This window comes from Alteromonas abrolhosensis, from assembly GCF_001953635.1.
GTDB lineage: Bacteria > Pseudomonadota > Gammaproteobacteria > Enterobacterales > Alteromonadaceae > Alteromonas > Alteromonas abrolhosensis.
Window position 1 is genome coordinate 505233 of record NZ_MEJH01000003.1, and the last position, 13875, is coordinate 519107.

The following is a 13875-nucleotide window of genomic DNA, read 5'->3' on the forward strand; positions in this document are numbered from 1 at the left end:
CTTATTCCTCCTGCATACTCGGTGGTACTAACCAAAGCGTCTGACCAGCAATAATAGCGCCAGTATTACTTAGATTATTCCACTCTCGCAGTGTTGCCATTTTGATATTGTGCAATAAAGAAATACGATATAAGTTTTCACCCTCTTTTACTACATGGAATTTAGCACTTTGCTCAGATAATTCAGTATTTTGCTTTTTATCTGCCGTGTTGGATGCAACCTTAGTAGTATTGTTAACATTATTGCTCTGCAACTCACCTTGAACCTTGCCATCTTGATTTACCGATTTCTCGCTTACATTTCCAGTTGATGTGCCTTTCGCAACCTCGTTATTATTGGAATTGCTTGCGTTATTGTGATTTTCAGGTTCAAACGTCTTAGATGATTTAACAGTTTTTACTACTCTGTTTTGCATACTTTCACGTTGCACTAAGTAACGATTGGTAAGCTCACTTTCAGGGAACAATGACAACATCATTTCGCCATAACCCTTTGCAGTCTCTAAATCCCCTTTCCCCTTGGCTATTTCATAAGCTAACCACAATGAATCTGGCGTAACTTTGGCAACACGTTCGTATTTTCGTAACGTAGACTCAGCTAGCTCCCACTGCTCTGAAACCGTGTATAGTTCACTTAATAGAAATAAGCTCTTTCCGCGGGCAGGTTGATGTTTCAAGGCGTCCTGAAAATAACCAATGGCTTCATCTAGCTTGCCTTGGCTTTGCGCGCACAAAGCAAGGTTCTCATAGGTTTGCGCTGCGTTAGCGTAAAGTCGGTTGTTAATGGCATCAAAGAAATACGCTTTAGCTTTTTCATATTCGCCGTTCTGGCACTTAAACGCGCCATAACTGTTGGCAATATCGCCATTGTTAGGCGCAAGGTCGATAGCAGTTTCATAGTACTCTTCCGCTCGAAGGTTATCCCCAACCAGCTGATAGTAATATGCCATCGCGAACTGAACATCTGCAGAGCGAGGGTTGAACTCGAGCGCTTTGTCGAGGTTCTTTTTAGCCTGCGTGTAATTGTTATTTTGAAGATAGGTAAGACCAAGAGACATGCGTGTCCTAGCGGCTTCTTCGTGATCAAAGTTACCGCCATACATTCCTGGCTGATTATTACTCACACAGCCCGATGTTAAAATAACCGCACTTAATAAACCAATTCTCAGTGAGGCTCGCAATCCTGCAACCATAGTCTTACCCTAATATCTTAATGATTATTGGGCCATTTTTACTGAAATTGCTTCGCCCTTCACCTGTTTTTTTAACATTCTTTTCGTTCTATCTACCACATCACCCACTAATTGGCCGCACGCTGCGTCAATATCATCGCCTCGTGTTTTACGTACAACAGTGGTAAATCCATATTCCATAAGCACTTTTGCGAATCTATCGATACGCGAATTGCTTGAACATGTATAAGGCGAACCCGGGTATGGATTAAATGGTATTAAGTTTATTTTACTAGGTGTGTCTTTCAATACCTTTGCCAACTGGTGCGCTTGCTCAGTGCTGTCGTTGATATTTGAAAGCATAACGTACTCTACCGTCACACGGCCTTGGTTCGCTTTAGACTTAGCCAGATAGCGACGGACTCCCGCCAAGAAGGCTTCGATATTGTATTTCTTATTGATAGGCACAATCTCGTTACGCAATTCATCGGTAGGAGCGTGCAATGAAATAGCTAATGCTACGTCTATTTGGTCACCCAACATATCTAGCGCTGGAACCACGCCCGATGTACTTAGCGTAACGCGGCGCTTAGACAGACCGAAACCAAAATCGTCCAACATAATATCCATTGCTGGTACAACGTTTTTAAGGTTAAGCAAAGGCTCGCCCATGCCCATCATTACTACATTGGTGATAGGACGTTTGCTTGAGTCTTTTGACAAACCAAGGAAAGTAGCTACACGCCATACCTGACCTATAATTTCACTCACGCTTAAGTTACGGTTAAAACCCTGTTGCGCCGTTGAACAGAAAGTACACTCTAGGGCGCAACCTACCTGTGATGACACGCATAGCGTTGCACGGTCAGTTTCTGGGATCCAAACAGATTCAACTTCCTGACCACCTTCAAGGGTAAGTGCAAACTTAATAGTGCCGTCGCTCGCTTCTTGAAAGTATGCAATTTCAGGCGCTTTAATTTCGCAATTTTCAATGAGCATCGCGCGAAGGTTTTTATTGAGGTTACTCATTTCCTCGAAATCGCTAATACCGTGCTGGTAAATCCATTTCATCACCTGATCGGCACGAAACGGTTTCTCGCCCATTTCTTTAAAGAAATTGCGCAAGCCTTCGCGATTTAAGTTTAATAAGTTAGTTTTTGCCATGAATAAGATGACCCTTTTACCTTCGAGGGATGCCCCTCTAACTGCTGAATATGGTGTAAAAACCAGCGATTCGAATATGTCTTGAGCGACAAACTCAGGCTGATTAAAATTTGCGCGGATTTTACCACAGATGAGATTTGAGAAAAAGCCGATTTAACGCAGAGAAACGTTAAGTTTGGCAATGCGCGAGAAGCGTGGTTTAGCTTGCCTAAATGAGCGCCGAGCAAAGCAGCATAAAGCGTGTTCAGGCGCTCAGAAACAAAAAACGGGGCTTATAGCCCCGTTTATCTACCTACGGAATCTTAGCGAGTACGTGGGCAGATTTCTTCTTCAGAGAAGAAGTAAGCAATTTCACGTGCTGCTGACTCAGGTGCGTCAGAACCGTGAACTGCGTTTTCGTCGATTGACGCAGCGTAGTCTGAACGTAGTGTACCTGCAGCTGCATCAGCTGGGTTAGTTGCGCCCATGATTTCACGGTTAGCTAGAACTGCGTTTTCGCCTTCTAGTACTTGAACCATAACAGGGCCAGACGTCATGAAGTCTACAAGTGCGCCGAAGAAAGGACGCTCTTTGTGTTCTGCATAGAAGCCTTCTGCTTGCTCTTTGCTCATGTGGATCATCTTAGATGCCACGATGCGAAGACCTGCAGATTCGAAACGGTTGTAAATTGCACCGATTACGTTTTTAGCTACCGCATCAGGCTTGATAATCGAAAAAGTACGCTCAAGAGCCATGTTCTCTCTCCAAACAAATAGTGTGTGTATCTTTAAAATTTTGGCCGCGAATTATAGGCAATAAATAGCAGCTTGACCAGAGCCTTTATCAAATCAGATATAAAGTACTGTTTTTATGCGCAAATGTAGAGAAAGGTTAGCCTGTTGGCGATGACAATATGATGACAGCGTACAGATTATTTTGCACAGAACTAAATATCGAGGACTCACCTGCCCCACTGCCTTTACTATGAAACCCTAAAACGGCTTAAAGAAACCAACGCTTAAAAAGTTAAGCGTTGGCTTTTGCTAATTCTTGAATTTTACCCACGATGGCGCGTAAGCCATTACCGCGGGTTGGCGTTATATGACGCTCTAGGTCTAGTGCTTCAAAATATCCGTCAATATCAAACGCCAAAATATCTTTTGGCGTTTTGTCATTATAAGCGGCAAGTACTAACGCAAGCAGTCCTTGAACGATAACTGCATCGCTGTCTACGTCAAAGTTGATTTTGTTGCCGTCGTAAGACTCCACCAGCCAAACGCTGCTCTGACACCCTTTGACCAAACGCTCGGGGGTTTTAGCATCTTCAGGCAAGCCCGGAATAGATTTTCCTAAATCAATGATGTACTGATAACGCTGTTCCCAATCGTCGAAGAACGCTAAATCATCAATAATTTCGTCACTGCTAGGTAGTTGCATTGCTATTTCCGCTTAATTTGTTTGAAAAATTGTGTGATTAAATTTCACTGCGTGAATGACTAGAAGAACAGACCCGCTTCAAGCTGTGCTTCTTCACTCATCATATCACGGGACCATGCAGGGTCGAATACAAGCTCTACGTTAACGTTTTTAACATGGGGAACCATGGCAACGCGGTATTCAACATCACCAACCAATACTGGGCCCATGCCACAGCCTGGTGCGGTGAGGGTCATATCAATATTAACGCTGCCTGTGCCTTGGTCAATTTCAACTTTGTAGATAAGACCAAGGGATACAAGGTTGATAGGGATCTCAGGGTCAAAGATAGTTTCTAACGCATCCCACACTTGCTGTTCGCTAATGTTGCCATCTTCTGGCGCGTCAAAGCTTAATGTCATCGCCTTACGGCCAATAGCACCTGCATCAGTACCGTCGATGCGGTACATGTTGCCGCGCCACGTTACCGTATAGTTACCACCGAGCTCTTGGGTGATATTCACAAATTCACCTTCTGGGATCACGGTTGGATTGCCCGCGGGAACTAAGCGCGCTTTACAATCGCGCTCGGTGGTCACCATTTTTTGCTTCATAAACTACTTAGTACTCTTTGTTCTAACACTGATGGCCTTTGACGTGGCAATTAGCCTACGTTAAAGCTTTCACCGCATCCGCACTCATCAACCACATTGGGGTTGTTGTATTTAATGACGCCGTTAACACCTTCTGTAACGTAATCAATTTCAGTATTACGCAGTAGGTCGGTGGCATCTGCAGCCACGGCTACGTTAAGTAGTGGCGAAATTTCAACAATTTCGTCATCGGCTTGCGCGCTATCTGCGAAATCAAGCACGTAGGCGTAACCTGTACAGCCGCTTACTTTTGTCGATAAACGAATTAACTGACCAGGCTTGTCTTTAAGCTTACTTTCGAAATGCTTAACGGCACTGTCAGTTAGCGAAATGAGTTTTGTACTAGGTACGAAAGTTTCAACACTCATAATGCCTCCTTAGGCCAACATCATTTTTGCTTTTTTAAGCGCAGCAAATAGGCTGTCGACTTCTTCAAGCGTATTGTAAATTGAGAACGACGCTCGGGCAGTACCCGGAATGCCAAAGCGCTTCATTAGCGGCTGTGCACAGTTATCACCGGTACGGATCGCAACGCCTTGTCTATCTAGAATGAAGCCCACGTCCGCCGGGTGCGCGCCTTCCAATAGAAAGCTCAGCACGCCTACCTTTTCAGGTGCTGTACCGATTATCCGCATACCGTCAAACGCTTCGGCCTGCTCGGTAGCATAGGCAAGCAGCTTTTGTTCATGTTCATGCAAAGCATTGACATCAAGGGCACTAAACCAATCTACTGCAGCGCCCATACCAATGGCACCTGCGATGTTTGGCGTACCGGCTTCTAAACGATTTGGCAATGCACCCCATGTAGCTTCATGGTAGGTCACGTCTTTAATCATCTCGCCGCCTACCTGCCAAACAGGCCAGGTTTCTAGCACCTCTTTTTTGCCCCACAGACAGCCAATGCCTGTTGGACCGAATAGCTTGTGTCCCGAGAATGCGTAAAAATCACAGCCAATGTCTTGTACGTCAACACCGCCGTGAGCAATGCCTTGTGCGCCATCAACCAGCACCCATGCGCCTACCGCTTTCGCTTTTTCAGTAAGCAGTTTAATTGGGTTCACCGTACCTAGTGCATTCGATACGTGAGGAAACGCCACCAGCTTAGTGTTTTCAGACAGCAGCCTATCGAAAGCGTCTACGTCTAACTCTCCGCTGTCGAAAATAGGTACAACATTTAGCGTTGCACCAGAACGGCGACACGCTTGTTGCCAGGTCACCAAGTTTGCGTGGTGCTCAAGCTCAGTCACCATCACTTCGTCACCTTCGCTTAGTAGCTGTCCAAGACCATTGGCGACTATATTGATGGCTTCTGTGGTGCCGGATGTCCAGATAACTTCTTCACGCGCTTTCGCGTTAATGAACTTTGCAACGCTGGTACGTGCATTTTCGTAACGGCGCGTGGCTTCATCCGATAAATGGTGCGCACCGCGGTGCACGTTAGCATTCGTCCCCGTGTAAAAATCTACTAAGGCGTCGATAACGGCCTGAGGTTTTTGTGTTGTTGCCGCATTATCTAGGTAGACCAGCGGCTTGCCGTCTACCGTTTTAGATAAAATAGGAAACTGGGCACGAAGTGCTGCAACGTCTAAGCTCATTTCACCTCCATTTGGGCGAAGCGCTCACTTAAAATTGGTGCTAGCCATTCACGGATTGCCGCATTAGGCACGTCATTTATAAGCTCTTGAATGAAGCCAAAGTTGAGCATTACCAGTGCTTTACTGCGAGAAACGCCGCGGGTAAGCATGTAATACAAGGCTTCTTCTTCAATTTCAGCAACCGTTGCACCGTGAGCACATTTTACGTCATCAGCATAAATTTCAAGCTCAGGCTTGGTGTTGATAACGCCGCGGCGAGATAGCAACAAGTTGCGGTTGTTAAGTTCAGCCAATGTCTTTTGCGCGTCACGATGAATATGAATGCGACCATTAAACACGGCACGTGCTTTATCGCCTACAATCCCACGCGCGTTTTCTTCTGTTGTGCCGTTAGGCATGGCATGCTCAATGGTAGAGTGAAGGTCAAATAACTCGCCTTCCGCCAGAAGATAAATGGCGTTCATTTTTGCATCGGCAAATTCGCCGGCGTGATGAATGTCTACATCTAAACGGGAAAGCTCACTTCCATAGCCCACCATGGTGCTGTTAAGCGTGGTGCGGTTATGAAGTTTGAAGTGGCTGCCGCCTAATTGCTTAGCTTTGCCAGTAAACATAGCAAAACGATAGTGTTCTAGATGTGCATCATCAGCTAGGTCATATTCAGCAAACGCTGTGGTTAAGCTTTCCGTATCGCCAAAACCTTGCTCGATAACCGTGGCGCTCGCGCCTTCAGCGACCTTCACCACCACACGCGTATGAGCATCAACATTTTGCGACGCCATGTTCACAATGCGCACTGGCGTGTCGATTTTCACGCCTGCTTCAACATTAATAAATATACCGTGTTGGCACAGCGCATCGTTAACTAGGCCAAACATATGACGGGTTGGTTTAACCTGACCGTATACACTGCTGATTGCTTGCTGCGTGGCAGTATCATCATTATTAAGTGACGTGATGCTCATGCCCGCTGGCACATTTAGCGTGTTAACCTGCGTGACCAAGACACCGTCTACAAATACAAGGTCGATAGCATTTAGGTTATCGATAGCAGGTACCGGTAAACTGTCTGCCTGAACCGCTTGCTTAGCTTCACGCTTTTCAACGGGTGTTAGCGGCGTAAAACGCCAGCTTTCGTTTCTACGGGCTGGCCAACCATCGGCTTTTAACTTTTCTAAGGCCTGCTGACGCACGGGCGCTAGGTAATCGGAGATTTGCGCCGCATCAATGACCTGTTCTAGCCATTGACTCATGCTTCAGCCTCCTCGTACGCTTTACCTAGGAATGCGTATCCGCTCTTCTCGACTTCTAGCGCAAGTGACGCGTCACCGCTTTTCACGATTTTGCCATCGGCAAGAATGTGAACAAAGTCAGGCTTGATGTAGTCTAGAAGACGCTGGTAGTGGGTAACAACAATGAAGCTACGCTCACCGTCGCGCTGGCTGTTAACTCCATCGGCAACAACCTGAAGTGCGTCAACGTCAAGGCCAGAGTCTGATTCATCAAGAATACAAAGTTTCGGCTCTAGCAAAATCATTTGCATGATTTCGTTACGCTTCTTCTCACCACCAGAGAAACCTTCGTTTACACCGCGCTTCAAGAAATCTAATGGAAGCTGTACTTGCTTACACGCTTCTTTTGCTTTCTTTAAAAACTCGGCAGCAGTTAATGGCGCTTCGCCGCGCTGTTCGCGCATAGCGTTAACTGACTCTTTCATGAATTCCATATTGCTTACGCCAGGAATCTCAACGGGGTATTGGAACGCAAGGAAAAGGCCTTCGCGGGCACGCTCTTCTACTTCAAGCTCTAGTAGATCTTTACCGTTAAGCGTTGCTTCGCCTTCGCTTACTTCGTAACCATCACGACCAGATAGGACGTAGCCTAGTGTACTTTTACCGGCACCGTTGGGGCCCATGATAGCGTGTACTTCACCAGGTTTAACTTCAAGGTTAAGACCTTTAATGATGTTCTTCTCTTCCACGCTGGCATGTAAATTCTTGATACTAAGCATTGATTACCCCACTGAACCTTCAAGACTAATTTCGAGCAGCTTGCCGGCTTCTACGGCAAATTCCATTGGCAGCTCTTTGAATACTTCTTTACAGAAACCGTTAACAATCATAGAAACGGCCTTCTCTGTGTCTAAGCCACGCTGCTGACACAGGAATAATTGTTCGTCGCTCACCTTCGATGTTGTTGCTTCGTGTTCAACAATCGCAGAAGGGTTGCGGCTTTCGATATACGGGAACGTGTGCGCGCCACATTTGTCACCGATAAGTAGCGAGTCACACTCGGTGAAGTTACGTGCACCGTCTGCGCGAGGGCCCATTTGAACCAGCCCGCGATAGGCGTTATTGCTGTGACCCGCTGAGATACCTTTAGAGATGATGGTCGACTTGGTGTTTTTACCCACATGGATCATCTTAGTACCGGTATCAGCCTGCTGGCGACCGCGAGTTAGCGCTACTGAGTAGAATTCACCTACACTATTGTCGCCTTTAAGTACACAGCTTGGGTACTTCCACGTAACCGCAGAGCCCGTTTCAACCTGCGTCCACGAGATTTTGGCATTAGTATGCGCTACACCACGTTTTGTCACGAAGTTGTAGATACCGCCTTTACCGTTCTCGTCACCTGGGTACCAGTTCTGTACCGTTGAGTATTTAATTTGCGCATCGTCCATTGCCACTAGCTCAACCACTGCCGCATGCAGCTGGTTTTCATCGCGCTGTGGAGCGGTACAACCTTCAAGGTAGCTTACATAGCTGCCTTCATCAGCAACAATCAAGGTGCGCTCGAACTGACCGGTGTTCATTTCGTTAATACGGAAATAAGTAGAAAGCTCCATTGGGCAACGTGTGCCTTTTGGAATATAAACAAATGAACCGTCAGTAAATACAGCGCTGTTAAGCGCAGCAAAGTAGTTATCTGTGCGCGGCACTACCGAACCAATGTATTTCTTTACAAGGTCTGGGTACTTCTGAAGCGCTTCAGAAATTGGGCAAAAGATCACGCCCGCTTCTTCAAGCTTATCGCGGAACGTCGTAACAACCGATACCGAGTCGAATACCGCATCTACCGCAACACCTGCCAGCATTTCCTGCTCGTGTAGAGGAATGCCCAGCTTTTCATAGGTGCGAAGTAGCTCAGGATCAACTTCATCTAGCGACTTAGGCTTATCTTTCATACTCTTTGGTGCCGAGTAATAAGAAATGGCCTGATAATCGATTTTCGGATAGTCGACATGCGCCCAATCTGGCTCTTCCATTTCTAGCCATGCATGATAAGACTTCAAACGCCATTCAAGCATCCATTCAGGCTCGTTTTTCATTGCTGATATGCGGCGGATAACCGACTCGTCCAGGCCGCTTTCAAACGTTTCCGATTCGATTTCTGAATAGAAACCCGCATCGTACTTTCTTTCTAACGCCTGTTCGATCTGTTCACTCATGTTGGGATCTCACTTGTTTGCCTGCATTTGCTGCCACTAACCTTTCTACTTAACTGGCAAATAAATCACCCCACGGTCTTGGTAATTTATATAGACTTTCAACTTCAACAACTTAATTTACTTGGGTAATTCCCCAAAAGCATTGTCGAAACTGCCAGTTACATTGCGGACAGCCTAAAATTTTGGTGCCGTAGTATATAATACCCGACTATTTCACTCAAATATTCAGCCATTAATTTATGGCTACTTACGCGTTTTAAGCGCTGCTTAAAGGTCAATTTCCTTCAAACGCGCATTAATTTTCTTCCACATTCACTAAAATAAAAGGAATGCACTAACACAACCTACGCTTTGCCTAATACAAAAACGCGCGCTCAAACCACTGTTACAATGCTTATTCGGCCACTACGTTTAGCTATGAATAAAGCACTATGGCTTAATCTCTCTGTTCTGCGCGTTCAGCCAGTCGCCTAACTAGACGACGGTATAGGCGTTTATGCTGAAACCGCTTGGCGTAGTCTTGTGGTTACATCGACTACTTTTTGTATTACGTAATCGATGTCTTCTTGGGTCGTAAAGCGCCCCACGCTGAATCTAATCCCTGCATGCGCCAATTCGTTGCTGCGGCCAATCGCTTTTAACACATACGAAGGCTCTAAACTCGCTGACGTACATGCCGACCCTGAAGATACGGCAATGTCATTTAAGCCCATCATCAAGCTTTCGCCGTCTACATTAGCAAAACTTACATTTAGAATGCCCGGGATACGCTGTGTTGCGTGGCCGTTTAAATAGATATCGTCGAGCTGTTGAAGGCCCTTCCAAAGCGATTCACGCAGCGCTAATATGCGCGCACTGTCCTCTTCCAATTTTGAGGAGGCTAGCGCGATGGCTTCACCCATTCCAACAATTTGATGGGTGGCTAATGTACCCGACCGCATGCCGCGTTCGTGGCCACCGCCATGAATTTGTGCCACCAGATTGATTTTGGGACGGCGACGCACATATAGCGCCCCCATACCTTTCGGGCCGTATATCTTATGCGCCGAAATAGACAGCAAATCTACCGGAAGCTCAGCTAAATCAATGGCAATTTTGCCCACACTTTGCGCACCATCAACATGAAAAAGAACGCCTTTGTCACGACAAAGCTGGCCAATAGCTTGAATGTCTTGGATAACGCCGAGTTCATTGTTCACATGCATCACCGACACCAAAATAGTGTCGTCGCGCAACGCGTTTTCGAGATCTTTTAAATCAATTAAACCGTTTGGTGATACTTCAAGATAGGTAACCTCAAAGCCTTGGCTTTGCAAGTACTCACAGGTATCCAACACCGCTTTATGTTCGGTGTTAACGGTAATGATATGTTTGCCTTTATTGGCATAACCTTTGGCGACGCCTTTTATAGCAAGATTGTTCGATTCAGTGGCCCCCGAAGTAAAAACAATTTCCCTAGGGTCGCAATTAAGCGCGTCGCTGATTTGATTTCTAGCAACATCAACCGCTTCTTCTGCCATCCAGCCGAAGCGATAGCTACGAGAAGCTGGATTACCAAAGTTGCCATCCAGCGTTAGGCATTTTGCCATTGCCTCGGCCACACTTGGGTCTACTGGTGTTGTTGCTGCGTAATCTAAATAAATGGGTGTTGATAAAGCCATGCGTTACTCAATACCAATTTAAAGTTGGATACTAACTTCAATATCTTTGGTGATATGACGAAGTGAGGCATTACCGTCTTGACGGTCGGCTACCTCTTGCACATCACGCTTTGCCATTAACTCGCCCAACGTAATTGAATTTAAAAACGCCGCAATGCGATCACTTAGGTCTTGCCACAAGCTGTGCGTTAGGCAGCGATCGCCTCCTTGGCAGTCTGCTTGTCCTTGGCAACGTGTCGCATCTATGGACTCGTCAACGGCGCGAATAACTTCGCCTATCGCAATTTTGCTTGCTTCACGGCCTAATAAATAGCCGCCGCCAGGCCCGCGGACGCTGTCTACCAATTGCTCTTTACGCAATCGAGAAAAAAGCTGTTCAAGGTAAGATAAAGAAATTTCTTGTCGTTCTGAAATGTCGGCAAGAGGCACTGGACCACGCTTTGAATGCAAAGCGACATCAAGCATTGCGGTTACCGCATAGCGCCCTTTAGAAGTGAGTTTCATTGGATTCTCCCGCCGTTTTGTAGTGCGGGAATTTTCACATACCCGACTAAATTGGTCAAGTATAAGACCCAGTAAATTAGTCAGGTATTATTGATTAAAATGATTACAAAAATCTATCGACGTAAAAGTTTGTGTAAGGTGCGTTGGTCGAAGTAACTTTCAGAGCTTATGCTATTTTTTCTGTTGAAAGTCATTAATGCTTGGTAGAGCTCTTCCGATAAACTTCCATCTACGGGTCCTTTAAACAACCCCAACTCAGTAAGGGCTTCTTGAACATCAATGACTACTTGCTTGTATACATTTACAGCAGCACCATTTACGTACACCTCTTCTGCGCCAACAAATTCGCTTATGCGATTTTCAAAAAGCTCGTTAAGCATTTGTGTTGATGCTTGGAAATAGCTCAACTTTTGGTTTTTTCCACAGTAGTGATAGATGTAATTTGACAGTGTTTCAACCGTTTCCCATGATGAAACATCAAACGTTTCTGGCCAATGCTGGTTTTGACCCGTGATGTAGCCATTGAGCCAACCAGCGAACAAATATTTCTGAGACTCGTTATTTTCGATTGCCTTTCGAAAAGTTTCACAAGAGGCATTACCAACGCCTTTCACTGCGAACTTTCCATTTTTGTCTATAGCGAAAGACCCGGCAGAGAACGAGAAAAGTAACAAAATTATGGCACAACGCTTCATATTAAATCCCTTTCATGAACAAGCCGTCGATAAATATCGACGGCTATTACTACCTAATCAACGCCTTATTTACGCGCCAATACTCTTCTACGAACCAAGAAGAACCCAGATATTAAAAATAAAACTAACACCTGCGGTTCATCGACTCCAGTTGGTGGCAGAGAGTCTACTGTCAATGCGGTCATCAGTAATTCGGTGGCATCACCGTCCCAGTCTAAGAACAGTGGAAACGCAGTGGCGAAATCAGGATCTTCAACATCAAGGAACCGATCTAAGCCTACAAGGCTAAATTCAGAAACAGTAAACCCTAACGAAGAAAAATCAAACAACTCTCCGGGACTCAAAACCTCTACAACACTACCACCAATTACAAGTTCGATATCACCAAACCCCAATGATGCACTTGGCGCTTGAAGACTAGTAAACGTTGCGCCTCCAGCCAATGCATATTCGAAACCATAAGCGTACGGTGGATCGAACCAGCGACCAGGTTCTGGAGAAGTAAAAACAAACTCACCGGGAGCTGGTACAAACGGTAATACCGGATTGTCCTCACTACTGCCTGGTTCTATTCCACCAACCCCGCCGAAGCCAAATAAAAATGTTGCAGGTAAGCCATCTCCAGGAGATCCTGCTTGTTGGCCCAATGAATATACATCGGCATTCAAAAGATCTAATGCAGCGATAGCAGCATCTTCGCCGGCCGCACTTCCATAAAATATATTAAAGGTTCGTGCCCCACCCGCTTCAATTTCACCAAAAGCGAAATCAAATACGGAACCGTGGTCAGAAGGGCCATTGTCTTCAAAATCTACATTTATGGTGCTTGAATTCTGTGCGCCTGCGCTTACTAGAGGGTTAACATTTGCAAAGCCATTATCACTAGCATACCGCACGTTGCCGCCGTTTGATTCTAAATTCGCTTCAACACCAACATGAGTAACGTATTCGCTAAATTCAGTGGGTGGTATATCCCAATCCATTGCTCGACGATATACCACATCGTTCAACACACTGCCCGTATTGTTTGTAATCGTGACCGACGCTTGAAATACGCCTTGCGCAAGAGAACGGCCATATGCATGCTGCACACTGACGGCTGCAGCGCTTAAGTCAACCGACGACGTAATCGCAAAATCAGTTGCTCCGAACGTGCCTCCAGTTAAGCCGCCAATTCCGCCATTGGCGACACTAGCCCAGCCAGATACCCTGTTATCGGATGTGGTAGCCGCTACGCCCCACCCTTCGCATAGACAACCTGGTGAAGTTGCATCACCTAGACCATCTCTCCATAAACCAACGGGTTGAGTACCAAATTCTGCCAAGAATTCATCAGGCAAGCCATCTACTTCAGAAGGCCTCACGTTTAAGTGGCCTTCATTATTGACGCCTAAATAGGTATCGCCGTATTTTATAATAGCTGAAGCATTAGCTATAGACGCACTCATACAAGATGAGATTATAGCCATACCCAGTAGCGTTTTACTGCTGCTGAGAAATTTCATATGTTAATCCTTTTTTAATATGCAAATTATTGATATGGACTTCGTCTTAGGAAGTATAAGTCTTTTAGCATAAATCAGGCC

Annotated in this window: 14 protein-coding genes; all 14 read right to left on the reverse strand. The window is 45.7% G+C overall.

The genetic code is table 11. The features are described from left to right. Nucleotide 1: 1 nt before the first annotated feature. Nucleotides 2-1192 (reverse strand): type IV pilus biogenesis/stability protein PilW, encoded by a 1191-nt coding sequence (pilW, locus tag BGK61_RS04355; RefSeq protein WP_014999053.1) that lies wholly within the window; start codon nucleotides 1190-1192, stop codon nucleotides 2-4. A gap of 24 nt (nucleotides 1193-1216) precedes the next feature. Further along, complete coding sequence (gene rlmN, locus BGK61_RS04360; protein WP_014977032.1) at nucleotides 1217-2335, reverse strand: dual-specificity RNA methyltransferase RlmN; 1119 nt, start codon at nucleotides 2333-2335, stop codon at nucleotides 1217-1219. Nucleotides 2336-2637: 302 nt separating this feature from the next. Continuing rightward, complete coding sequence (gene ndk / locus BGK61_RS04365) at nucleotides 2638-3069, reverse strand: nucleoside-diphosphate kinase (protein ID WP_012519000.1); 432 nt, start codon at nucleotides 3067-3069, stop codon at nucleotides 2638-2640. 271 nt (nucleotides 3070-3340) lie between these two features. Beyond that, nucleotides 3341-3751: a SufE family protein gene (locus tag BGK61_RS04370; RefSeq protein ID WP_014999055.1), complete on the reverse strand. Its 411-nt coding sequence runs from the start codon at nucleotides 3749-3751 to the stop codon at nucleotides 3341-3343. A gap of 59 nt (nucleotides 3752-3810) precedes the next feature. Further along, nucleotides 3811-4344, reverse strand: coding sequence for a putative Fe-S cluster assembly protein SufT (sufT, locus tag BGK61_RS04375; protein ID WP_014999056.1), 534 nt, complete (start codon nucleotides 4342-4344; stop codon nucleotides 3811-3813). 50 nt (nucleotides 4345-4394) lie between these two features. Beyond that, a complete protein-coding gene (locus BGK61_RS04380) occupies nucleotides 4395-4751 on the reverse strand; it encodes a HesB/IscA family protein (protein ID WP_014950172.1) in 357 nt (118 codons plus the stop codon). A gap of 9 nt (nucleotides 4752-4760) precedes the next feature. Next, complete coding sequence (locus BGK61_RS04385) at nucleotides 4761-5978, reverse strand: aminotransferase class V-fold PLP-dependent enzyme (protein ID WP_014999057.1); 1218 nt, start codon at nucleotides 5976-5978, stop codon at nucleotides 4761-4763. After that, nucleotides 5975-7231 carry a Fe-S cluster assembly protein SufD gene (gene sufD, locus BGK61_RS04390; RefSeq protein WP_076012314.1) on the reverse strand — a complete coding sequence of 419 codons (1257 nt, stop codon included), beginning with the start codon at nucleotides 7229-7231 and terminating at the stop codon, nucleotides 5975-5977. The genes BGK61_RS04385 and sufD overlap by 4 nt, the downstream gene beginning before the upstream one ends. Then, the gene (gene sufC, locus BGK61_RS04395; protein ID WP_014979831.1) at nucleotides 7228-7989 is read right to left on the reverse strand and encodes a Fe-S cluster assembly ATPase SufC; all 762 of its coding nucleotides are present in this window, start codon (nucleotides 7987-7989) and stop codon (nucleotides 7228-7230) included. The genes sufD and sufC overlap by 4 nt, the downstream gene beginning before the upstream one ends. A gap of 3 nt (nucleotides 7990-7992) precedes the next feature. After that, nucleotides 7993-9429, reverse strand: a complete 1437-nt coding sequence (gene sufB / locus BGK61_RS04400) for a Fe-S cluster assembly protein SufB (protein WP_014999059.1) — start codon at nucleotides 9427-9429, stop codon at nucleotides 7993-7995. 494 nt (nucleotides 9430-9923) lie between these two features. After that, nucleotides 9924-11090, reverse strand: a complete 1167-nt coding sequence (locus tag BGK61_RS04405) for an IscS subfamily cysteine desulfurase (RefSeq protein ID WP_014999060.1) — start codon at nucleotides 11088-11090, stop codon at nucleotides 9924-9926. A gap of 18 nt (nucleotides 11091-11108) precedes the next feature. Further along, nucleotides 11109-11594, reverse strand: a complete 486-nt coding sequence (iscR, locus tag BGK61_RS04410; protein ID WP_014950178.1) for a Fe-S cluster assembly transcriptional regulator IscR — start codon at nucleotides 11592-11594, stop codon at nucleotides 11109-11111. A gap of 113 nt (nucleotides 11595-11707) precedes the next feature. Next, nucleotides 11708-12289 (reverse strand): HdeA/HdeB family chaperone, encoded by a 582-nt coding sequence (locus tag BGK61_RS04415; RefSeq protein WP_076010950.1) that lies wholly within the window; start codon nucleotides 12287-12289, stop codon nucleotides 11708-11710. 65 nt (nucleotides 12290-12354) lie between these two features. Next, nucleotides 12355-13794, reverse strand: a complete 1440-nt coding sequence (locus tag BGK61_RS04420; RefSeq protein ID WP_014999062.1) for a hypothetical protein — start codon at nucleotides 13792-13794, stop codon at nucleotides 12355-12357. Nucleotides 13795-13875: the final 81 nt, after the last annotated feature.